Raw genomic sequence first — 21,176 nt, 5'->3', positions numbered from 1 at the left:
CGTCAGGCCACCCCCCGACGGTGGCGGAGGAACCACCGGCCGCCGGGCCGGGCCAGTATCCCCACCACGTCGACCCGGACCCGTGCGGAGCAGCCGCGGGCTCGCGCCCAGCGGCGCCCCAGCCCGTGCAGCCTGGCGCACCTGGTTTCGTCCACGGCCTCGGTGGGGCCGCCGAAGCGGTCACCGGACCGGGTCTTGACCTCGGCGACGACCAGGGTGTCTCCGTGGCGTGCGATGATGTCGACCTCGCCGTCCCGGCACCGCCAGTTGCGGTCCAGGACCAGCATGCCCATGCGGGTCAGGTAGTCCGCGGCGATCTCCTCACCGCGCCGCCCCAGTGCCTGCCGCCGGGCCGCCGACCGTGATCGTGCGCGCATGCGCATCACCTCCCGCATCCACACTGCGGGATGGACGCGGGATGCCGGCGGGGTTTCTCTCAGGCTGTGGACAACCCGGCGCGGGCGGGACCGGGAGCACCGTCAGCACGTGCCAACGGCTGTCCGGGCTCCCGCCCGTGGCCCGCTTTCCCGAGGTCGGCGGCCGGGCGCGGGGAGTGTGTTCAGGGCTCCTCCGTGCCGTGCGACGGCTGGTCGGCCCGGGTGTCGACCTCGCCGTCAGGCTTCCCGTGGACGGCGTTGGCGACGGTGTCGGCACGCCAGGGATCTCCGGGAGCGGCACGGGTCGCCTGGACTCCGGGAGCGCCGAGGGGAGCGTCGGCCGCCGGCACTCCCGCGCTGACAGCCGACGGCAGGCGTCCGCCGCCACTCCGGTCGGAGTCCTCCGTCCCCGGCTCGGTCCCCCGCGTTCCGAGTTCCTCGTTGCGCCGCACGGCCTCCTGCCCGGGGGGAGACTCGGGAGTGGCCGGAAGGGGTTCGGTGCGGGCCTGGTTGGTCCGGGCTGCGTCGTGGCCGGGCTGCCTGTCCATGGTCCTCCTCACAGATCGCGGCCATCGTCTTTGACGGCCACTACCCGAAAGGCGGCGTTGTGATCCCGCGACGCCGTCCCGCCGCTCAGTCGGAGGAGTGGTGCGGGGGGATCTCCAGGTCGGCCTTGGTGATCTCCTCGACGTTGACGTCCTTGAAGGTCACCACGCGGACGTTCTTGACGAACCGGGCCGGTCGGTACATGTCCCAGACCCACGCGTCCTGCATCGTGACCTCGAAGTACATCTCACCGTTGTCGGTGGAGCGCGGCTGCAGGTCGACGTGGTTGGTGAGATAGAAGCGGCGCTCGGTCTCCACCACGTAGCTGAACAGTCCGACGACGTCCCGGTACTCGCGATAGAGCTGGAGCTCCATCTCGGCTTCGTACTTCTCCAGGTCCTCAGAACTCATCACACAGCTCGCTTTCGTCGTGCCGTTCCGGTGCGGTGATCCGACCTCCTTATCGGTCCGCGCGACGGGGCGCACGTGCCCTCTGACTCCCGATACGGGGTGGGAAACCTCCCCACAGAACCATCTTGGAGCACGTGTCAACTACCCGCCGCTATTCCCGACAATGATCCGGATCGATTCCGCTTCGCGAACGGCGCCACGAACCTCGTCCCAGCAGGTGCACCGGGAACGCCGCGGCCGCTCCCAGCGCCGACGGGACCGCCCCCGCGGCCTGGTCCGCGGTCTCCTCGTCCAGTTCGTCGAACGCGTCGGTGGACAGGGTCCCGATGTTCTCCAGCGGCCACATGATGACGAAGGCCTCACCGACCACCGCGTCCTCGGGTATGGCGCCGCCTCCCCTGTCGGACTGGTGCTTGCGTGAGTCGTAGGAGATGGAGCGGTGGTCGCCCATCACCCACAGGTGCCCCTCGGGCACGGTCACCGGTCCGAACTCCTCGTGGGTGGCCAGACTGTCGGGGTAGAGGTACTCCTCGTCCAGCGGCACCCCGTTGACCACGAGCCGGTTCTGCTCGTCGCAGCACTCCACGGTGTCGCCGGGCAGGCCGACGACCCGCTTGATGTAGTCCTTGCCGGTCGGTGCGGCGCCCAACTGCTGACCGACCCACGTGAAGAAGCGGGAGACCGGATTGCCGCCGTCGGAGACCACGACCTCGGTCCCCTCGTCCCAGGTCCCGCCGCCGTTGAAGACGATGACGTCGCCGCGCTCGATGTCGCGGAACTGGTAGACCAGCTTGTTGACCAGCACCCGGTCCCCGACGAGGAGGGTGTCCTCCATCGAACTGGAGGGGATGTAGAAGGGCTGGACCACCCACTTCTGGATGACGAACGCCAGGACCAGGGCGATCACGATCAGGATGGGGAGTTCCTTCCAGAAGGACCCCTGGCTGTCGCCGCCCTTCTTCTTCGCGCTCATGGTGCCATCCGGGTTCTTTCCAGTGTCATCGTGCCCTTCCCCGGAAAGCCCACCGGCTCCCCCGCTCGTGGACGCGGGGGAGCCGGAACCAGCGGCCGACTCCCCCGAGGGGGAGCGATCGCCGATGTTGTCTGGGTCGGTGTTCCCGGCCGGGCCGAGGGACCGTTCGTCGTTGCTCATCGGATGTGAAGCCTAGCCGAGCGCGACGACTTCTGTCGGTAGGGACGCCGCGATCACGAGACGGCCACCGACCTCGGCGCGGCACCGGTCAGCGGCGCTCGCGGATACGAGCGGCCTTGCCACGCAGGTTGCGCAGGTAGTAGAGCTTGGCGCGACGGACCCGGCCGCGGGTGACGACCTCGATCTTCTCGATCACCGGGCTGTGCACCGGGAAGGTCCGCTCGACGCCGACGGCGTAGCTGATCTTGCGGACGGTGAAGGTCTCGCGGATTCCCGCCCCCTGCCGCCGGATCACCACGCCCTTGAAGACCTGGACCCGGGTCCGGCTGCCCTCGGTGACCCGAACGTGGACGTTCAGCGTGTCGCCCGGACGGAAGTCGGGCACGTCGGAGCGCAACTGGACCTTTTCAAGCTCCTGAATGGCGGTGTGCATCTCAGCGGTTCCTCATCGAAAGCGCGCCGCGGCGACGGAGTGCGCTCGCGCGGGCGGATCTGCTGGGTGGAAAATACGTCGTCCCAATCGCTCGGACCCGGTGTCTGCGGAACGCCGACGGGAGCCGACGGTCAGGGACAACCCTCCCTAGTCTGCCACAGATTCCGGCGTGTCCTGTAACCGCTCCTCCGAGAGGACCTCCCGGTCGCGCTGGTCGAGGTCGTCGGGGCCGAACCGGTCCAGCAGGTCGGGACGGTTGCGGGCGGTCCTGCGCAGCGCCTCGTCGCGTCGCCAGCGGTCGACCGCGCCGTGGTGCCCGGACAGCAGCACCGGCGGCACCTCCTGGCCGCGCCAGACCGCGGGCTTGGTGTAGACCGGCCCCTCCACCAGGTTGTCCATCGCTCCCGGGGCGAAGGAGTCCTGGGCGACGGACTCGGCGTTGCCGAGCACCCCGGGCAGCAGTCGGGAGACGGCCTCCACCATCACCAGGGTGGCGACCTCTCCCCCGTTGAGCACGTAGTCGCCGATGCTGAGCTCCTCGACCGGCATCCTGCGGGCCGCGTCCACCGCGACGCGCGCGTCGATGCCCTCGTAGCGTCCACAGGCGAAGACCAGCCAGGGCTCCCCGGCCAGCCGGACGGCGTCGCGCTGGGTGAAGGGCGGACCGCTGGGGGTCGGCAGGATCAGCCGCGGCGGCGTCCCGCCCGCGTCGCCGGTGACCGCGTCCAGCGCCTCCCCCCAGGGCTCGGGCTTCATCACCATGCCGGGGCCGCCGCCGTAGGGCGTGTCGTCGACGGTGTGGTGCCGGTCGTGGGTCCACCGCCGCAGGTCGTGCAGGCGCACGTCGATCAGCCCGGTCCTGCGGGCCTTACCGATCAGGGACAGGTCGAGCGGGGCGAAGTAGTCGGGGAAGATCGTGATGATGTCGATGCGCATGGACCGTGGCGGCCTTTCCGGCTACTGGCCAAGTTCGAGCAGGCCAGGGGGCGGGTCGATGAGGATGCGTCCGGCCCCGGTGTCGACCTCGGGCACCAGTTCGCGGACGAACGGCACCAGAACCTCGCCTCCCCGTTCCCCCCTGACCACGAGCGTGTCCTGGGCGTGGTGCAGGATGTCCGCGACCGAGCCGACGGCGGCGCCGTCGGTGGTCTCCACACGCAGGCCGATGAGTTCGTGGTCGTGGAATTCGTCGGGGTCGTCCAGCGGAGGCAGATCCGCGGAGTCCACGACGAGGAAGACACCGCGCAGCCCCTCGGCCGCGGTGCGGTCGGCGATCCCCCCGAAACGCACCAGCAACCGGCCCCCGTGCCGCCGCACCGCCGTGATCGTGAGCGGTCCGGCGTCCGCGGGATCGGTGTCGAGGACCGCTCCCTCCAGGAAGCGCTCCTCCGGCGTGTCGGTGCGCACCTCGACGGCCACCTCGCCTCTGACTCCGTGCGGGCGGCCGATCCGGCCGACGACGAGACGCACATCTTCTCCTAGGCACGTGTCGCGCGCCGCAGCGGTACTCCGCCGGACGCGCCGGTCGAGGGGCATGCGGGAACGCGGGCGCGCGGACAGGGACGGACCGCTGTCCGCGCGCCCGCGTCGCGCGGGAGGCGCCGGTCGGCCCGGCGCTCCGTGGCGCGGGTCAGCGCACCTCGTTCAGGTCCAGCAGGTCGACACGGACGTACCGGCCGCCGGCCAGCGATCCGATGACGGTCCGCAGCGACTTGGCGGTGCGGCCGTTGCGACCGATCACCTTCCCGAGATCGTCGGGATGGACCCGGACTTCGAGCACCTTGCCCTTGCGGAGCCTGCGGGACCGCACATGGACGTCGTCAGGGTTCTCGACGATTCCCCTGACGAGGTGCTCAAGCGCCTCTTCCAGCACGTCAGGCCTCGCCCTCGGACTTCTCCGCGGTGTTCTCGGCCGGCTTCTCGCCGGCCTTCCTGGACTTTCCGCCCTTGCTCTCGGCGCCGGGCAGGACAAGCTCCTTCAGCGCGGCCTGGAAGGCGGCCTCCTGGGCTTCCTTGTCCTTCGGCTCGGCGACCTTGAGCGGCTTGGTCGGAGCGGGCAGACCCTTGAACTTCTGCCAGTCGCCGGTGAGCTTGAGGATGTGCTGCACCGGACCGGTGGGCTGGGCCCCCACGGACAGCCAGTACTGCACCCGCTCGGAGTTCACCTCGATGAAGCTCGGCTCTTCCTTCGGGTGGTACTTGCCGACCTCTTCGATCGCCTTCCCGTCGCGCTTGGTACGCGCGTCGGCCACGACGATCCGGTACTGCGGCGTACGGATCTTCCCCATACGCTTGAGTTTGATCTTGACAGCCACTGGTGTGGTCTCTCCCGGTTAAGGCGGAAACACCCTGACACACGGCACCGCGTGGGGTGGCGGTGCCCGGCCGGGTGGGACGTGGGCGTGAGGAGTGAGGTAGAGGGCTGACTCCACACGCCGTTAGTCAACAACCAATTGTGCCAGATGATCGGACACAGGATGCGCACCCGCCGGGACCGCGGCGTGGTCGCCCGTCATCGGGCCGTGCGGTGCGAAGCCCGCGGGGAGCCGGATTCGGCGGTGTGCCGTTCTCCGGCTCCCGCCGGCTCACTTCTTCTTCGGCAGCTTGAAGTCGGACAGGTCGGGAATCTTCCCGCCCCCGAACCCGGGGGGAAGCTGCGGCGCCCCGCCGCCGAATCCCGCGGGCAGCCCCCCGTTGTCGGCGGGTGCCTCGGTGCGCTTGCGCTCGCGCTGGGCGGCGCGTTCGGCCTCCTGCTGCCGGGCCTTCATGGGGTTGCCGCTGCGCTGCTTGTTCTTCTTGCCCTTCTTGCCCGCGGCCTTGGCCGCCTTCTTCCGGCCGCCGCCCATGCCCGGTATCCCCGGCATGCCCGGCATCCCGGGGATACCGCCCTGCTTCATCTGGCGGAGCATCTTCTGCGCCTCGAAGAACCGGGTGACCAGGCCGCTGACCTCGCCGACCTGGGTTCCCGAACCGTTGGCGATGCGCAGGCGGCGCGAACCGTTGATGATCTTGGGGTTGGCGCGCTCGGCCGGGGTCATCGACCGGATGATGGCGGCGACCCGGTCCAGGTCCCGCTCGTCGATGTTGTCGATCTGGTCGCGCATCTGCCCCATGCCGGGCATCATGCCCAGCAGGTTGCCGATGGGGCCGAGCCTGCGGATCATCATCATCTGCTCGAGGAAGTCCTCGAGCGTGAAGTCCTCTTCGGAGGCCAGCGTGCTGGCCATCTTCTCGACTTCGGCTTCCTCGAAGGTGCGCTGCGCCTGCTCGATCAGGGTGAGCACGTCACCCATGTCGAGAATGCGCGACGCCATGCGGTCGGGGTGGAAGAGGTCGAAGTCCTCGAGTTTCTCGCCGGTGGAGGCGAACATGATCGGACGGCCGGTGATGTGCCGGATCGACAGGGCGGCACCGCCCCGGGCGTCGCCGTCCAGCTTGGTCAGCGCGACCGCGTCGTAGCCGACCCCGTCGAGGAACGCCTGCGCGGTGTTGACCGCGTCCTGGCCGATCATCGCGTCGACGACGAAGAGGATCTCGTCGGGGGAGACCGCGTCCCGGATGTCGGCGGCCTGCCGCATCATCTCCTCGTCGACGCCGAGGCGGCCCGCGGTGTCGATGATGACGACGTTGTGGTTGTTGCGCCGCGCGTGGTCGATGGAGCTGCGCGCCACCTCGACCGGGTCGCCGACCCCGTTGCCCGGCTCGGGCGCGTACACCGCGACCTTCGCGCGCTCGCCCAGGACCTGGAGCTGGGTGACCGCGTTGGGCCGCTGGAGGTCGGCCGCGACCAGCAACGGGGTGTTGCGCTGGGCGGAGAGCCACCGGGCGAGCTTGCCCGCCAGAGTCGTCTTACCCGAACCCTGCAGGCCCGCCAGCATGATGACCGTCGGCGGGTTCTTGGCGAACCGGATCGTGCGGGTCTCGCCGCCCAGGACCTCGACGAGCTCCTCGTTGACGACCTTGATGACCTGCTGGGCCGGGTTCAGCGCCTTGGAGACCTCCGCTCCGCGTGCGCGCTCCTTGATCCGCGCGATGAACTCGCGTACGACGGGCAGCGCGACATCGGCCTCCAGCAGGGCGAGACGGATCTCGCGCGCGGTCGCGTTGATGTCCTCCTCGGAGAGACGGCCTTTGCCGCGCAGCGAGGAGAAGACCGTGGTCAGGCGGTCGGAAAGCGTCTCGAACACGGGTGAGCCTGTCCTTCGTCTCTCGGGTTAGATCCTCAGGTTACCCGCCGGAGGCCCGGTGCCGTGCCGACCACCGCGTCAGCGCACGTGGCGGCCGCCCCCGGGCGGGAGCCGACCGCCACGGGGTCACTCGCCCTCCTCGGCCTCCGCGCCCTCTCCACCGGAGCCGCCGGAGAGAGTGGTCTCACGCTGTTCCTTGATCTTCGCGACCAGTTCCTCCCGGGCGTCCCCGGAGAGCGCGCGGGTGGAGAGCAGGGCCTCGAAGTCGATCGTGTAGGTGACCGGGTTGGCACTGGGGGCCAGCGCGTAGTCGACGGAGCAGGAGAGTTCGACGGTGCCCCCGGCTTCGAGCTTGCCGGTCTTGTGGCAGGTCTTCTCACCCAGTTCGTCGTTGTTGAAGTGGCCGTCCATGCGCACCAGGATCGAGCCCTCGGACGCGTCGCTGGTCTCCTGGACCGTGCCGACCATGGTGCACACGCCGCCGGTCTGGCAGTCGCCGCCGAGCTCCTCGGCCCAGCCGACCTCCAGGCGGGCGTCCCTGGCCGAGCCGAGTTCGTCCTCGGCGTACTTGGTGAGGTCGTCGTAGAGCTGTTCGACGGCGGCGGTGTCGACCTCGGTGAAGCTGGCGTCGATACGGCTGGCCACGCCCTCGCCCTCGGCCGGGGTGAGTTCCTCGATCTGCATCCGGACCAGCTCGTGCGGCGCCTCCGAGGAGACCCAGACCGTGCCTCCGGTCAGTTCGACGCGGTAGACGACGACTCCGTCGAGCTTCTCCTCCACCGCCTCGACGTCGTCCGCCGGGGCCTGACCGCGCAGACTCTCCGCGAGTCCGGCCGGGGTCAGCACACCGCCGGGGTCGAGGCCGAACTGCTCGTGGGTGACCCGCACCCAGTTGTCGGGGTAGGTGTCACCGTCGGGGTTGAAGACCGTGTGGGAGAGCCAGTAGTCGGAGTCCGCCTTGACGAAGAGCTTGTTGTCGGCCTCGAAGTAGCTGGCCTCCCCTCCCGTCTCGGTCTGGAAGGTGCCCTGGGCGGCTCCGGTGGCGGTGACCGTGAGGGAGGTGTTGACCACGTCGGTGGTGTCCTCGGGGTCGGAGAACTGGCCCTGGAGCCGGACCGCGGGCGCCTCTTCCAGGGCGGTCAGCGCCTCCTCGAAGAGGGGACCGGCGCTGACCGGGGTCGGCGAGGGAGACGGTTCGGGACCGCTTCCCGGGCCCAGGCCGAACAGCCCGCATCCGGTGGTGCTGAGTGCGAACACGGTCACCGCCGCGACGGAGGTCGTCGTTCTCACCGATCGCCACGGCGTGCGAATCGCCCGCGCCATTGTGCCTCCTGGCCCTAACCGAAGGGGGGTGGGGGTTGACTCAAGAATTTGGATGTGCCGGAATCCGATCCGGTTCGGGTATCCGGAAAATCGTGCCGTCCACGTTTCGTCCGCCACCGGGCTCTCGTGGGGGTCGGTCGCGGCCGGCGCGGGGTCGAATCGAGATCCGAGCCTACCCAACCTCCGCGGTGCTTCCGCAGCCGACCGGGAACAGGCCGTGGCCGCGACCGGCGCCGGTCGCGGCCACATGCGGACAGCAGCGTGGGCCGGCGAGGAAGACCTCGCCGGCCCAGCCGACCCCCATCGCGTTGTGGTGCGGGGTGCGACCTCAACGTTGGGGACGCTAGACCTGCACCTGCTTTGAGGGCTTCTCCTCGCCCGGAGGCGTCGACGAGGAGAGCTCTTCGGTGTCGAGCTCGTCGAAGGCGTAGGCGGACTCGGAGTGGAGCTCGGCGTCCAGTCCGTTGGTCTCGACGTGCTCGGGGATGCGGAAGCCCATGGCCAGATCGATGATCTTGGCGATGATCCAGGTGACCACGAAGGAGTAGACGATCGTGGCCACGACCGCGATGAGCTGCACCACGAAGAACATCGGGCTGCCGCCGAAGAAGATGCCGTCGGGCGCGCCCTCGCCGACCACCGAGGAGGCGAACAGGCCCAGGGCGAGCGAGCCGATGATGCCGCCGACCATGTGGATGCCCACCACGTCGAGGGCGTCGTCGTACTTGAACTTGAACTTCCAGCTGATCGCGTAGGCGCAGACGGCGCCGGCGACCAGGCCGAGGACGACGGCCCAGATCGGGGTCAGGTTGGCGGCGGCCGGGGTGATCGCGACCAGACCGGCGACGGCGCCGGAGGCGAACCCGAGCGCGGTCACCTTGCCGTAGCGGATGCGCTCCACCAGCATCCACGCGGCGGTGGCGGCGGCGGTGCAGACCTGGGTGTTGAGCAGGGCCAGACCGGCGACGGCGTCGGCGGCGTAGGCGGAACCGGCGTTGAAGCCGAACCAGCCGAACCACAGGAGCGCGGCGCCCAGCAGGACGAACGGCAGGTTGTGCGGACGCATCGACTCGGAGCCGAAGCCCTTGCGGCGGCCCAGGACGAAGGTCAGGGCGAGTGCGGCGGCACCGGCGTTGATGTGCACCGCGGTACCGCCGGCGAAGTCGACGACGCCGGCGCCGAACCAGGTCTCCAGTTGGTCGAACCAGCCGCCGCCCCACACCCAGCGGGCGACGGGGAAGTACACGAGCAGGGACCAGATCGGAACGAAGAGCAGCCAGGCGCCGAACTTGGCGCGGTCGGCGATGGCGCCGCTGATCAGGGCGACGGTGATGATGGCGAACATCATCTGGAAGCCGACGTCGACCAGGAGCGGGTAGCCGCCCTCCTCGTCGACCACTCCGATGAAGCCGCCGGAGCCGAAGTCGCCGAGGCCGCCGATGAAGTGCGTGAGCGGACCGTAGCCCGCACCGTAGGTGAGCGAGTAACCGACCAGCACCCAGAGGACGCTGACGATGGCGATGCTGGCGAAGCTCATCAGCATCATGTTGAGGACGCTCTTGGCCCGCGACATGCCTCCGTAGAAGAAGGCCAGGCCCGGCGTCATGAGCATCACGAGTGCGGCGCTGATCAAAAGCCACGCGGTCGTGCCGGTATCTAACACGTCGCCTCCACGATCTTTCGTGCGGGGGATCTGTTGGTGCCAGGGGAGTGAGTGGTTCGCTCGGGCGCGTCTTTGGGCTCGACGACCAGTTCCACGACCGAAAGCCTCTGCCCGGCGTGTTAATCGGCACGACCGGGACTGTTGCGTGCGTGTAAAGACATCGGACAGCGCGTTACGAGTGTGTGAATCCGCTGCGGATCGGGGCGGACCGGGACCGGTGTCCGCCTCTCCGGCGGCTCCCCCTTCTCTCTTCCGCCCCGGACCGCGTTGCCGTTCTGTTACGCCCGCCGCCGCGAACCGGGCCACGAATACTTGTAAGTACAGAAAGTTCAATAGATACTGAACTTATGGTTCACAACGACTACGTCCCCCCGGGCTCCCCGCGGGATCCCACCGAGCAGGAACGGCACTACGTCGAGGAGGTCGCCGTCGTCCTCGAACGGATGGGCCTGGTGCGCATGCACGGCCGGGTGGTCGGCTGGCTGCTGGTCTGCGACCCACCGGAGCAGAGTGCCTCCGACATCAGCGCGGCGCTGCAGGCGAGCAAGGGGTCGATCAGTCCCGCCCTGCGCTTCCTGCGCACCGCCGGATGGATCGAGAAGGTTCCCAGACCCGGACAGCGACGCGACTACTACCGCATCACCCCCAACGCCTGGAGCACGATGCTCCGCCAGCAGACGCCCGTCTACGCGGTCTTCACCGAGTTGGCCGCCCGCGGACTCGACGAGTTCCGCGACGAGCCTCCGGGGCGTCTGCTCCGACTCCGCGAGATGCACCAGTTCTTCACCTGGATCCAGGAGGAGATCCCCAACCTGGTGGAGCGCTGGCTCGCGTGGCAGCGGGAACACCCGCTCTGACAACCTCACAGAAAGGGGGCGACTCCCCCGTGAACACAGTCCCCTCCTCCGTCATCGCCACCCGCGGCCTGACCAAGAGCTACGGGAAGCACCAGGCCCTGTTCGGCCTGGACCTGCGGGTCCGCGCCGGTGAGGTCTTCGGCTTCCTCGGCCCCAACGGCGCGGGCAAGTCGACGACCATCCGCATCCTGCTCGACCTCATCCGCCGATCCGGAGGTGAGGCGCGCGTCCTGGGCCTCGACCCGCGTACCGACGGTGTCCGGATCCGCCGCAGGGTCGGCTACCTGCCCGGAGAACTCACCTTCACCAGCCGCCGCCCCGCCCGGGAACTGCTCGGCTACCTCGGCGACCTGCGCGGCGGGGTGCCCCGGGAGCGCATCGGCGAACTCGCCGAACGCCTCGGGCTGGACCTGTCCCACCCCATCCGCGGCCTGTCCAAGGGCAACAAGCAGAAGGTCGGCCTGATCCAGGCGTTCATGCACCGCCCCGAACTGCTCATCCTGGACGAGCCCACCAGCGGCCTGGACCCCCTGCTGCAACGGGAGTTCCTGGAGATGGTGCGCGAGGTCCGCGACGACGGCCGCACCGTGTTCATGTCCTCGCACGTGCTCAGCGAGGTCCAGGACGTCGCCGACCGCGCCGCCATCATCCGGCAGGGGCGACTCGTGGCCACCGAGGACATGGACGCGCTGCGGCAGCGCGCCGCACGCCAGGTGCGCCTCCGCTTCGCCGAACCGGTCGACGCCGCCGAGTTCGCCGACCTGGACAACGTGCGGGATCTCACCGTCGACGGCGCCACCGTGCGCTGCGTCGTCGAGGGCAGCCCCGACGCGCTCGTCAAACAGGCCGCGCGGCACACCGTGCTGGAGTTCGACAGCGCCGAACCCGACCTGGAGGACCTGTTCTTCGCCTACTACACCGACCGTGAGGAGACCGGCGATGCGGCGTAACGTCTTCGGCAGATTCCTGCGCGACAACCTGCGCGCCCTCGTCGGCTGGCTCGTCGGCGTCATCGCGGTCACCGCGCTGTACAGCGCCTTCTGGCCGTCGATGCGCGACTCCGGTGAGGCCATGGACGCCTACATGGAGTCGCTGCCCGAGGGGCTCATGGAGTCGATGGGCTGGACCACCCTCTCCACGGTTGAGGGCTACCTGGGCGCCACCGTGTTCGGGCTGCTCACCCCGGTCCTGCTGGTGATCGCCGCGGTCTCGCTGGGGTCGCGGGCGATCGCCGGGGACGAGGAGTCCGGCGGGCTGGAACTGCTGCTGGCCCACCCGGTCACCCGAACCGGCGTCCTGCTGCAGCGGTCCGCCGCCGCGGTGGTGTTCGTCGCCGTCCTCGGAGCGGCCGTGTTCGGCACGCTCCTGCTGCTCGGCCCGGCCATCGACGCCGAACTGCCGATTGACCGGCTGCTCGCCGCGAGCACCTCCGTCACCCTGATCGCCCTGGTCTACGGCACGGTCGCGCTGGCGGTCGGGGCGGCCACGGGACGCCGCGCCCTGGCCCTGGGCGCCGCCGCCGTGCTGGCGGTCGTGGGCTACCTGGGCAACACCTTCGCCCGGCAGGTGGAGGAGTTGGAGTGGCTGCGGTTCGGGTCGGCGTTCCACTACGCGATGGACCCCGACCCGCTGGTCAACGGCTTCGACCTCGGCTACACCGCGGTGCTGCTGGCCGTCCCGGTGGTGCTGGCCGCCCTCGGCGCGGTCGCGTTCGCCCGCCGCGACGTCGGGGTCTGACCGCTCCCCTCCCTGAAGGGATGGGAGCGTTGTCCCCTCCCCCACGAGAACCGCGGGGGTTCCTGACTCAGACGGCCTCCTGACCCGGCGGGCCAGGAGGTCCCACGCCCTCACCACCAGCCGGGTCCAGACCAGCCCGGAGAAGCATCATGCGCGCGGAGTCGGTGTCCCGGGAACGGGACACCCCGCACGCGGTGCGGGTGGGGGTGCGTTCGGACAGCGGCAGTGCGTGCTTGGCTCTCGCTCCGCGGCCCGCGCAGTCCATCGTGGTGTGGGCCGGACGCACCAGGCGCACGTCACGGCCGTGTCTGCGATCCGTCTCGACCGGTGGTGGTCGCGATCTGCCTGGCCCCAGTCGATGCCGATCACCCTTCCCGTCTCGGGGAGGGGTTCGGCCGGTGCGGGCACGACGAAGCTGGCGTACCGGTGCCCCAGGCTGCCACGGTAGACACGGACACTCGACGGGGCCCCGGCAGGTCGCGGGACCACATCACGGTCAGGGCGATACCGCCTGCCACGTGGAGTCGGCTCTCTTCGGGGGAGAAGCCGCGGCGGGTGTGGTTCAGCGTCGGGTCCGCGACGGCCTTCTTCTCGTAGCGGGGCATGCCGGCGCGCTGCCGCATCGGCAGCCGGTTGGCGGTGTCCCTGGCCGCCTTGGCGCGGGACTTGGCGAAGTCGCGGATGGTCTGCTGCTGGGGAACCGACGCGCCACCGCGCAGCCACCCGTGGCTGGCACGCCAACCGGTGAGCTGCCTGCCGAGATGGCACCGGCCGCATACCAGTTGTGTGCCGTTCCGCGCCCACGATGGAGTCGTGGACGACGACAGACGCATCGCGCTCCGCCTGCCCGCCGACCTGCACGCACGCCTGTCCGACCAGGTCAGGCGCGATCGCAGGTAGCTCGACTCCGAGATCGTGCACCTGCTGGAATCCGCACTGGACGACGCCGGTTCGCCCGGCGGCGAATCGGCTCGGCTTGTCCCGCTACGCAGGAGAGCGGACTCCTCCCCGGCCTGGAGGCCAGGACATCCTCGGGGAGGCGTAGCGGCCTGTCGGTTGCGGCGCGGGGTGACCCGCGCCGCAACCGGTCAGGGCGTCTCCAGGATCGCGTCGACGAACGCCTCGGGATCGAAGGGCGCCAGGTCGTCGGGCCCCTCTCCGAGACCGACGAGCTTGACCGGCACGCCGAGCTCCCGCTGCACCTGGATGATGATGCCGCCCTTGGCGGTGCCGTCCATCTTGGTCAGCACGATCCCGGTGACGTTGACGACCTCGGCGAACACCCGGGCCTGCCGCAGTCCGTTCTGCCCGGTGGTGGCGTCCAGCACCAGCAGGACCTCGTCCACCTGGGACTTCTTCTCCACGACCCGCTTGACCTTGCCGAGCTCGTCCATCAGGCCGGTCTTGGTGTGCAGGCGTCCGGCGGTGTCGACGATGACCGTGCCGGCGCCCTCCTCGATTCCCCTGGTCACCGCGTCGAAGGCCACGCTGGCGGGGTCCGCCCCCTCCTCCTTGCGCACGACCGACGCGCCCACGCGCTCGCCCCAGGTCTGGAGCTGCTCCGCGGCGGCGGCCCGGAACGTGTCGGCCGCGCCCAGCACAACACTGCCGCCGTCGCCGACGATGACCCGCGCCAGCTTGCCCGCGGTGGTGGTCTTGCCGACCCCGTTCACCCCGACGACCATGACCACGGCCGGGCGGTCGCCGTGCGGCTCGGTGCGCACCGATCGGTCCAGGTCCGGGTTGATGTGCGCGAGCAGTTCGGAGCGCAGCAGCTTGCGGACCTCGTCCGCGTCGCGGGTGCCCAGCACCCTGACCCGGGTGCGCAGGCCCTCGGTGATCTGCGTGGCCGAGGTGACGCCGACGTCGGCGGTGATGAGGATCTCCTCGATCTCCTCCCAGGTGTCCTCGTCGAGCCGGTCGCTGGCCAGCAGGCTCAGCAGGCTGCGGCCGAAGACGTTCTGCGACTGGGCCAGGCGGGCGCGCAGCCGCACCAGCCGCCCCGCCGAGGGCGGCGGCATCTCGATCGGCGGGGCGGGAGGCGGCACGGGTTCGACCACGGGCGCCTCGGGCTCGGCGACGGCTGTCGCGCCTTCGGCCTCCTCGGGTTCGAGGACCGCCGTGGCCCCCTCTCCCGAACTGCCCTCCGGCCGCCCGACCTCGGGTTTCTTCTCGGCCGGTCCCACCTGGCGCCGGGGAACGACCAGGAGCGCGCCGCCGACCGCCACAAGAGCGACGATGAAGATGACGATGACAACAATCGTGTAGTCCATAACGCTTCCAAGTCTCCCAGACCACCCGCGTTTTCCCGGTAACCCCCGTCGGGAGTCACCGGTCCTCCCGCGGGTCCCGCTACCTCACGCGCGACCGGGTGGCGCGCAGGACGAGGACGAAGAAGGGCGCGCCGATGAACGCGGTCACCACGCCGAGCGGCAGTTCGGCCGGAGCGACCAGGGTGCGCGCCGCGACGTCCACCAGCACCAGGAAGGCCCCGCCGAACAGCAGCGACACCGGGAGGATGCGGCGGTAGTCGGGGCCCACCAGGCGGCGCACGATGTGCGGGACCACGATGCCCACGAACCCGATCAGTCCGCTCACCGCCACGGCCGAGGCGGTGGCCAGCGACGCGGCGGAGATCACGACCACGCGCACCACGGTCGGCCGCACTCCCAGGCTGACAGCCTTCTCGTCGCCGAGCGCGAGCAGGTCGAGCAGGAAGCTGCTGCCCAGCAGCACCGCCAGGGACACGGCCGCGTACGGCGCGACCAGCCACAGGTCGCTCCAGCCGCCGCGGCCCAGGCCGCCGAGCATCCAGGAGTAGACGCGCTGCAACTCGTCGATCTCGGCCTGCTGGACGAGGGTCTGCGCCGCGGTCAGGAAGGACGACACCGCCACCCCCGCCAGCAGCAGGGCCGCGGTGCCGCCGCCTCCGGCGGTCCGGCCGAGCAGGTAGGCGGCCATGACCCCGAGCAGCGCCCCCGCGAACGCGGCCACCGGGACCAGGGGCAGCCCGCCCAGGTCGGACCCGCCGGCGTAGACGATGACCAGGGTGGCGCCCAGCCCCGCCCCGCTGGCCGCGCCCAGCAGGTAGGGGTCGGCCAGCGGATTGCGGAACACCCCCTGGTAGGCCGCACCCGCGCCGGAGAGCAGTCCGCCCACCAGCGCGCCCAGCGCGACCCGCGGCATCCGAAGCTGCTCCAGGACGGCCCGCTGCCGGTCGGTCAGCGCCGATTCCACGTCCAGGAACGGCAGGTGGCTGAGCAGTTCGCGGATGATCTCGACCGGGGCGAGGGAGGCCGCGCCCGCGCTGATTCCCAGGATCATCGCGCCGAGGAGCGCGGCCAGTCCGGCCCCGGTCCACAGTCCGCCGAGTGCGCCCCCGCGTCCGGCTCTCACCCGCAGCCCCGTTCGGAGACCGGCCAGGAGGCCCGCACCGGTCATTCGCCGCGTGCCGCCTCGACGGCCTCGGCGACGTCCTCGGCGAAGTCGGCGACCCGCGGTCCCCAGCGGGAGGAGGTGTCGGCGTCGAGTTCGATCACGTTCCCCTCCCGCACGGCGGTGACCGAGTCGAAGGCGGGGCGTCCCGTGACGTCCTCCACTCCCCCGGGATAGGACACGAAGACCAGGTCGGGGTCCTGTTCGACGATGAACTCCGCCGACAGCTGCGGGTAGCCGCCCGCGGTGTCCTCCGCCTCGTCGGCGATGTTGCTGAGACCGAACAGCCCGTAGACCTGCCCGATGAAGGTGTCGGAGGTCACCGAGTACAGCTGGGCGTCGATCTCGTGGTAGTAGGTCAGTCCCGCCGCGTCGTCCTCGACCCCGGCGACGACGTCGTCGATGCGGTCGCGCAACTCATCGGCCGCCGCGGCACCCTCCTCGGCGTTGCCGGTGGCCTCGCCCAGCAGTTCCATCTGGGAGTAGGTGTCCTCCAGCGTCTGTGCGGCGGGCAGCAGCAGCGTGGGGACCTCCAGGTTCTCCAACTGTTCGGTGATGTCGCCGCCGTCGTCGGAGAGCACCACCAGGTCGGGGTCGTACTCGACGACGGCCTCGACGTTGGGGGTGAACCCGGACAGGTCGGTGGTGGGCGCCTCGGGCGGGTGGTTGGAGTACTCGTCCGCGGCGACGACCTGCTCGCCCGCTCCGACCTCGAACAGGATCTCGGTGAGCGACGGTGACAGGGAGACGACGCGTTCGGGAACCGTCTCCAGGGTGACCTCACCGCGCGAGTCGGTGACGGTCACCGGGAAGCCCTCGGCCGGGGACTGCTCCGCGGCCGGTTCGTCGGAGGGGGAACCACCGCATGCGGCGAGGGTGACCAGGAGGGGCAGCGAGAACGCCGCCAGGCTGCGTGCGACGCGCACGGAGGGCTCCTTACGGCAGGGCAGGGAGAACAGAGCCCGTGAGAGACGGACCGTCCTTCCCACGAGGACAGCGGACGTCGACGAGCACGTGAGGCGACCTGGCTCCACCCGCTCCCCGTCGGGGAGGGGTGTCACAGTTGCGGAGACAGCGCCGGTTTCGGGTCCGGACTTCGCTCACGTGACGCCGTCGCCCCCACCGGCGCAGCAGCGCCGGAAGCGATGCGACCAGGCCATCCTAGGGCTTGCCGCCGCGCCCGCGACGAGGAGGGCGGGGTCAGCCCGCCCGGTCGAGTTTCTGACTGATCACCTGGGAGATCCCGTCCCCCCGCATTGTCACGCCGTAGAGCGCGTCGGCGACCTCCATGGTGCGCTTCTGGTGGGTGATGACAATCAACTGCGAGGCGGCGCGCAACTCCTCGAAGATCACCAGCAGCCGCTGCAGGTTGGTGTCGTCCAGCGCGGCCTCCACCTCGTCCATCACGTAGAACGGGGAGGGCCGGGCCCTGAAGATGGCGACGAGGAAGGCCACCGCCGTCAGCGAGCGCTCACCGCCGGAGAGCAGGGACAGGCGTTTGACCTTCTTGCCGGGCGGGCGGGCCTCGACCTCGACCCCGGTGGTGAGCATGTCGTCGGGGTCGGTGAGGACGAGGCGGCCCTCCCCGCCGGGGAAGAGCCGGGAGAAGATCCGGCGGAACTCGTGTTCGACGTCGGCGTAGGCGGCGGAGAACACCTCCTGCACCCGGTCGTCGACCTCCTTGACCACGGTCAGCAGGTCGCGGCGGGTCTTCTTGAGGTCCTCCAGCTGGGTGTTGAGGAAGTTGTGCCGCTCCTCCAGTGCGGCGAACTCCTCCAGCGCCAGCGGGTTGATCCTGCCGAGCCGGCCGAGCTGGCGTTCCGCCGTTCTGGCGCGTTTCTCCTGCACCTCGCGCACGTACGGGACCGGGACGGCGTCGGCCTCCTCGGCGTCGGCGGGCGGCGGGACCGGCACGCGCGGACCGTACTCGGCCACGAGCGTCTCCGCCTCCATGCCCCACTCCTCCAGGGCGCGCGTCTCCAGTTGCTCCAGCCGCAGGCGGCGCTCGGCGCGGGCCACCTCGCCGCTGTGCACCACGGTGAGCAGCTTCTCCAGCTCCACCGAGAGTTCCCGGACCCTGGTCCGGACGGTTCTGAGTTCGGCTTCGCGGGTGTCGCGCTGCTCCTCGGCGAGGCGGCGTTCACCGTCGGCCGCGGCCAGGGACACCGTGATGCGGCTCAGCGCCTGGGCCGCACCGTCGGCGACCGCCTCGGCCACCTTCGCCTGGGCGGCGCGGCGCCTCCTGCGCCGTGCCGCCTCCTCCCGGGCCCGACGTTCGGCCGCGGCGGTGCGCAGCAGCGCCTCGGCGCGTCCGGTGATGGCGCGGACCCGCTCCTCCGCGGTGCGCACCGCCAGGCGCGCCTCCATCTCCACCGACCGGAGCCGGGTGGCCTCCGCCGCGAGCCGGTCGCGCCGCGCCGTGTCGGGTTCGTCGTCGTCGACGGGTTCGTTCTCGGCCTGCTCCAGTCGCTCCTGGAGTTCGGTGAGCGCCAGCAGGTCGGCTTCGCGTCCCCGCGCGGCCTTCTGCGACGCGGCGGTGTACCGTTCGGCTTCGAGGACGGCCGCGCGGGCCTGGCCGCCGAGCTTTCCGACCTGCTGGGCGACCTCGTTGCGGCGCCGGTCCGTGCCGCGGCGCCGGGCGTTGACCGCCTCGACCGCCGCCGCGGCCCGCTCCCGCGCGATCGTGGCGTCGGCGAGGTCGGCGGCGGCCCGTTTGCAGGTCTCCTCGGCCGCCGCGAGCTGTTCGGTCGCCTCGTCCACGGCCGCCCGTACCTCCAGGAGGCTGGGGACGGCGGTGGAGCCGCCGTGGACGAACGCGGCGGTGAACACGTCCCCGTCGGGGGTGACCGCGCGCAGGTCGGGCCGTTCGGCGACCACCCGGCCCGCCGTGGCCGTGTCGGGGACCAGCACGGTGTCGGCGAGCAGGACGGTCAGCGCCTCGCGTAGCCGGTCCGGCGGGGTGACGGCGTCCAGGGCGGGCCGGGCACCGTGCGGCGGGCCGGGTCTGCGCTCCTGCGGGACGGCCGTGCCCGCGGCGGCCACGACGATCCCGGCTCTTCCCGCGTCGTGTCGTTTGAGCAGTTCGAGGGCTGCGCCCGCGTCCTCGCGGGTGGCCAGCACGACGGCGTCGGAGGCCGCGCCCAGGGCCGCGGCGACCGCTGTCTCGGCGCCCGGTTCGACGTCGAGGAAGGCGGCGAGCGAACCGAGCAGCCCGGGGGTGTCGGCGTCGGCGGTCAGGAGCGCGGCGGCGCCGTCCCCGCGCTCCAGGCCCATCGCGAGCGCCTCCCGGCGGGCGTCGAGGGCGGCGCGCTCGCGTTCGGCGGCGCGTTCGGCGGCGCGCAGCTCGTTGAGGCGGGCCTCGGCCGCGGCCAGTTCCTCGCGGGCCTGGTCGTGGGCCTCCTCCAGTTCACTGTCGCCCAGTTCCAACCCTTCGGCCTCGGCGCGGGCCTCCTCGAACGCGGTCTGCGCCTCGGCCGCGCGCTCGCGGGCCTCGACCGCGGCCTGGTCGAGCCGTTCGATCTCGGCCTGCCCGGCCTCCAGTCTGCTGCGCAGCGCCTCCACCCGGCCGCGGAGGCGGGCCAGCCCCTCACGGCGGTCGGCGGCGGCCCGTGCGGCGGCGGCGACGCGCTGCTCCTCGTCGCGCAGGGCCGCCTCGGCCTCGGCCCGGTCGAAGACGACGCCTTCCAGTTCGGTGCGGGCGGCGTCCAGGCGGTCCTGCAGCTCCTCCTCCTGGGCGCGGATCTCCTCGGCCTCGCGTTCCAGTTCCTCCGGGTCCCGGCCGCGCCGCTCCTCCTCGCCCGTCGAGGAGAGGTTGCGGTGGCGCTCGGCGGCCAGGCCCGCGACCGCGCTGAGCCGTTCCTTGAGCCGGGACAGGGCGTGGTAGGTCTCCTGCGCCCGGGCCAGCAGCGGAGCGGCCTCGGTGGCGGCCCGTTCGAGTTGCGCCTCGCGTTCCTGGGCCTGGGCCAGGGCCTGTTCGGCGGCGGCGCGGCGTTCCCGCACCGCCGCCTCGTCGGCCTCCTCCTTGGCGAGGCCCTCGCGCAGGGTGACGATGTCGTCGGCGAGCAGGCGGAGCCGGGCGTCGCGCAGTTCGGCCTGGATGACCGCGGCCCTCCGGGCGAGTTCGGCCTGGCGGCCCAGGGGTTTGAGCTGGCGGCGCAGTTCCGCGGTCAGGTCGCTGACCCGGTCGAGGTTGCTCTGCATCGCGGAGAGCTTGCGCAGCGCCTTCTCCTTGCGCTTGCGGTGCTTGAGGATTCCGGCGGCCTCCTCGATGAGCGCGCGGCGTTCCTCCGGGCCCGCGTGCAGGACGGTGTCGAGTTGTCCCTGACCGACGATGACGTGCATCTCGCGGCCGATGCCGGAGTCGCTGAGGAGTTCCTGGATGTCGAGCAGGCGGCAGGTGTCGCCGTTGATGGCGTACTCGGAGCCTCCGTTGCGGAACATGGTCCGCCTGATGGTGACCTCGGAGTAGTCGATGGGCAGCGCGCCGTCGGTGTTGTCGATGGTGAGACTGACCTCGGCGCGGCCGAGCGGGGCGCGGGAGGACGTCCCCGCGAAGATGACGTCCTCCATCTTGCCGCCGCGCAGTGTCTTCGCGCCCTGTTCGCCCATGACCCAGGCCAGGGCGTCGACGACGTTGGACTTGCCGGAGCCGTTGGGGCCCACGACGCAGGTGATGCCTGGTTCGAAACGGAGGGTGGTGGCCGAGGCGAAGGACTTGAATCCGCGCAGCGTGAGTGTCTTCAGATACACGGTCGCGCGTTCACCTCCGCGGTCTCCCCGACTCCGTCCGTTGTCAAGGGTGCCACGGTCCACGGGGTGCCCGGCACGTTCTCGCACCACCGTGACCTCGCCTTTTGAGGTTCGGCCACGGCGCGCACGGCGGGGACGGGCACGGCCGCGGTCTGGGAGCCGTCCTTTTCACGGAAGCGCCCGGTGCGGCCCGTGGAGGGATGGAGGCGCGGTTTCCGGGAACGGCCGGAGCGGGCGTCGGAAACCGTCGGTACCAGCTTTTTCTCCTGTCGCGACGTACCTGTCCGGGCGTGGTGTGGCTGCTC

At 70.9% G+C, this 21,176-nt stretch carries 20 protein-coding genes; 3 read left to right on the top strand and 17 right to left on the bottom strand.

The features are described 5' to 3' along the window. Positions 1-2 precede the first annotated feature (2 nt). From NI17_RS00305 to NI17_RS00250, 12 genes are all read right to left on the bottom strand, one after another. A complete protein-coding gene (locus NI17_RS00305; RefSeq protein WP_084012367.1) occupies positions 3-377 on the bottom strand; it encodes a YraN family protein in 375 nt (124 codons plus the stop codon). A 182-nt stretch (positions 378-559) separates the two neighbouring features. Beyond that, positions 560-925, bottom strand: a complete 366-nt coding sequence (locus tag NI17_RS00300; protein ID WP_068687669.1) for a hypothetical protein — start codon at positions 923-925, stop codon at positions 560-562. Between the two features lie 85 nt (positions 926-1,010). After that, positions 1,011-1,334: a DUF2469 domain-containing protein gene (locus NI17_RS00295; RefSeq protein ID WP_068687668.1), complete on the bottom strand. Its 324-nt coding sequence runs from the start codon at positions 1,332-1,334 to the stop codon at positions 1,011-1,013. Positions 1,335-1,485: 151 nt separating this feature from the next. Further along, positions 1,486-2,487 carry a signal peptidase I gene (gene lepB, locus NI17_RS00290; protein ID WP_068687667.1) on the bottom strand — a complete coding sequence of 334 codons (1,002 nt, stop codon included), beginning with the start codon at positions 2,485-2,487 and terminating at the stop codon, positions 1,486-1,488. Between the two features lie 88 nt (positions 2,488-2,575). After that, positions 2,576-2,920 (bottom strand): 50S ribosomal protein L19, encoded by a 345-nt coding sequence (gene rplS, locus NI17_RS00285; RefSeq protein ID WP_068687666.1) that lies wholly within the window; start codon positions 2,918-2,920, stop codon positions 2,576-2,578. A gap of 147 nt (positions 2,921-3,067) precedes the next feature. Beyond that, a complete protein-coding gene (trmD, locus tag NI17_RS00280) occupies positions 3,068-3,856 on the bottom strand; it encodes a tRNA (guanosine(37)-N1)-methyltransferase TrmD (protein WP_068687665.1) in 789 nt (262 codons plus the stop codon). Between the two features lie 21 nt (positions 3,857-3,877). Beyond that, complete coding sequence (gene rimM / locus NI17_RS00275; protein ID WP_068687664.1) at positions 3,878-4,390, bottom strand: ribosome maturation factor RimM; 513 nt, start codon at positions 4,388-4,390, stop codon at positions 3,878-3,880. Between the two features lie 160 nt (positions 4,391-4,550). Then, entirely contained in the window at positions 4,551-4,793 is a 243-nt protein-coding gene (locus NI17_RS00270; protein WP_068687663.1) for an RNA-binding protein, read from the bottom strand. A gap of 1 nt (position 4,794) precedes the next feature. Beyond that, positions 4,795-5,235, bottom strand: a complete 441-nt coding sequence (rpsP, locus tag NI17_RS00265; RefSeq protein WP_068687662.1) for a 30S ribosomal protein S16 — start codon at positions 5,233-5,235, stop codon at positions 4,795-4,797. Positions 5,236-5,505: 270 nt separating this feature from the next. Continuing rightward, positions 5,506-7,107, bottom strand: coding sequence for a signal recognition particle protein (ffh, locus tag NI17_RS00260; RefSeq protein ID WP_068687661.1), 1,602 nt, complete (start codon positions 7,105-7,107; stop codon positions 5,506-5,508). 126 nt (positions 7,108-7,233) lie between these two features. Further along, positions 7,234-8,397 (bottom strand): LolA-like protein, encoded by a 1,164-nt coding sequence (locus tag NI17_RS00255; RefSeq protein WP_234401558.1) that lies wholly within the window; start codon positions 8,395-8,397, stop codon positions 7,234-7,236. Positions 8,398-8,773: 376 nt separating this feature from the next. Continuing rightward, on the bottom strand, positions 8,774-10,093 hold the full coding sequence (locus NI17_RS00250) for an ammonium transporter (RefSeq protein WP_068687659.1): 1,320 nt from the start codon (positions 10,091-10,093) through the stop codon (positions 8,774-8,776). A 347-nt stretch (positions 10,094-10,440) separates the two neighbouring features. Between NI17_RS00250 and NI17_RS00245 the strand changes: the two genes are divergently transcribed. Genes NI17_RS00245 through NI17_RS00235 form a run of 3 tightly spaced genes read left to right on the top strand, consistent with a single transcriptional unit; the run spans position 10,441 to position 12,687 of the window. Continuing rightward, entirely contained in the window at positions 10,441-10,950 is a 510-nt protein-coding gene (locus NI17_RS00245; RefSeq protein WP_068687658.1) for a GbsR/MarR family transcriptional regulator, read from the top strand. Between the two features lie 29 nt (positions 10,951-10,979). After that, entirely contained in the window at positions 10,980-11,900 is a 921-nt protein-coding gene (locus tag NI17_RS00240) for an ABC transporter ATP-binding protein (protein ID WP_068687657.1), read from the top strand. Continuing rightward, positions 11,890-12,687 (top strand): ABC transporter permease subunit, encoded by a 798-nt coding sequence (locus tag NI17_RS00235; protein WP_068687656.1) that lies wholly within the window; start codon positions 11,890-11,892, stop codon positions 12,685-12,687. The genes NI17_RS00240 and NI17_RS00235 overlap by 11 nt, the downstream gene beginning before the upstream one ends. A gap of 365 nt (positions 12,688-13,052) precedes the next feature. Here NI17_RS00235 and NI17_RS00225 read toward each other — a convergent pair whose 3' ends face one another. The 5 genes from NI17_RS00225 to smc form a co-directional block, all read right to left on the bottom strand. Then, on the bottom strand, positions 13,053-13,520 hold the full coding sequence (locus NI17_RS00225) for a hypothetical protein (protein ID WP_243597577.1): 468 nt from the start codon (positions 13,518-13,520) through the stop codon (positions 13,053-13,055). Positions 13,521-13,775: 255 nt separating this feature from the next. After that, complete coding sequence (gene ftsY, locus NI17_RS00220) at positions 13,776-14,960, bottom strand: signal recognition particle-docking protein FtsY (RefSeq protein WP_068687655.1); 1,185 nt, start codon at positions 14,958-14,960, stop codon at positions 13,776-13,778. Between the two features lie 79 nt (positions 14,961-15,039). After that, entirely contained in the window at positions 15,040-16,083 is a 1,044-nt protein-coding gene (locus NI17_RS00215) for a FecCD family ABC transporter permease (protein ID WP_068687948.1), read from the bottom strand. A 41-nt stretch (positions 16,084-16,124) separates the two neighbouring features. After that, complete coding sequence (locus tag NI17_RS00210; protein ID WP_068687654.1) at positions 16,125-17,048, bottom strand: ABC transporter substrate-binding protein; 924 nt, start codon at positions 17,046-17,048, stop codon at positions 16,125-16,127. 274 nt (positions 17,049-17,322) lie between these two features. Next, positions 17,323-20,871, bottom strand: a complete 3,549-nt coding sequence (smc, locus tag NI17_RS00205) for a chromosome segregation protein SMC (protein WP_068687653.1) — start codon at positions 20,869-20,871, stop codon at positions 17,323-17,325. Positions 20,872-21,176 lie beyond the last annotated feature (305 nt).

This window comes from Thermobifida halotolerans (assembly GCF_003574835.2).
In the GTDB taxonomy this organism is placed as follows: Bacteria; Actinomycetota; Actinomycetes; order Streptosporangiales; family Streptosporangiaceae; genus Thermobifida; species Thermobifida halotolerans.
This window is presented reverse-complemented; position numbering and strand designations above follow the sequence as displayed.

Excerpts from the sequence above, each read along its gene's own strand:
- NI17_RS00305 (WP_084012367.1), bottom strand. The coding sequence starts at position 377 with ATGCGCGCACGATCACGGTCGGCGGCCCGGCGGCAGGCACTGGGGCGG.
- NI17_RS00300 (WP_068687669.1), bottom strand. The coding sequence starts at position 925 with ATGGACAGGCAGCCCGGCCACGACGCAGCCCGGACCAACCAGGCCCGC.
- NI17_RS00295 (WP_068687668.1), bottom strand. The coding sequence starts at position 1,334 with ATGAGTTCTGAGGACCTGGAGAAGTACGAAGCCGAGATGGAGCTCCAG.
- lepB (WP_068687667.1), bottom strand. The coding sequence starts at position 2,487 with ATGAGCAACGACGAACGGTCCCTCGGCCCGGCCGGGAACACCGACCCA.
- rplS (WP_068687666.1), bottom strand. The coding sequence starts at position 2,920 with ATGCACACCGCCATTCAGGAGCTTGAAAAGGTCCAGTTGCGCTCCGAC.
- trmD (WP_068687665.1), bottom strand. The coding sequence starts at position 3,856 with ATGCGCATCGACATCATCACGATCTTCCCCGACTACTTCGCCCCGCTC.
- NI17_RS00245 (WP_068687658.1), top strand. The coding sequence starts at position 10,441 with ATGGTTCACAACGACTACGTCCCCCCGGGCTCCCCGCGGGATCCCACC.
- NI17_RS00235 (WP_068687656.1), top strand. The coding sequence starts at position 11,890 with ATGCGGCGTAACGTCTTCGGCAGATTCCTGCGCGACAACCTGCGCGCC.
- NI17_RS00225 (WP_243597577.1), bottom strand. The coding sequence starts at position 13,520 with ATGCGTCTGTCGTCGTCCACGACTCCATCGTGGGCGCGGAACGGCACA.
- ftsY (WP_068687655.1), bottom strand. The coding sequence starts at position 14,960 with ATGGACTACACGATTGTTGTCATCGTCATCTTCATCGTCGCTCTTGTG.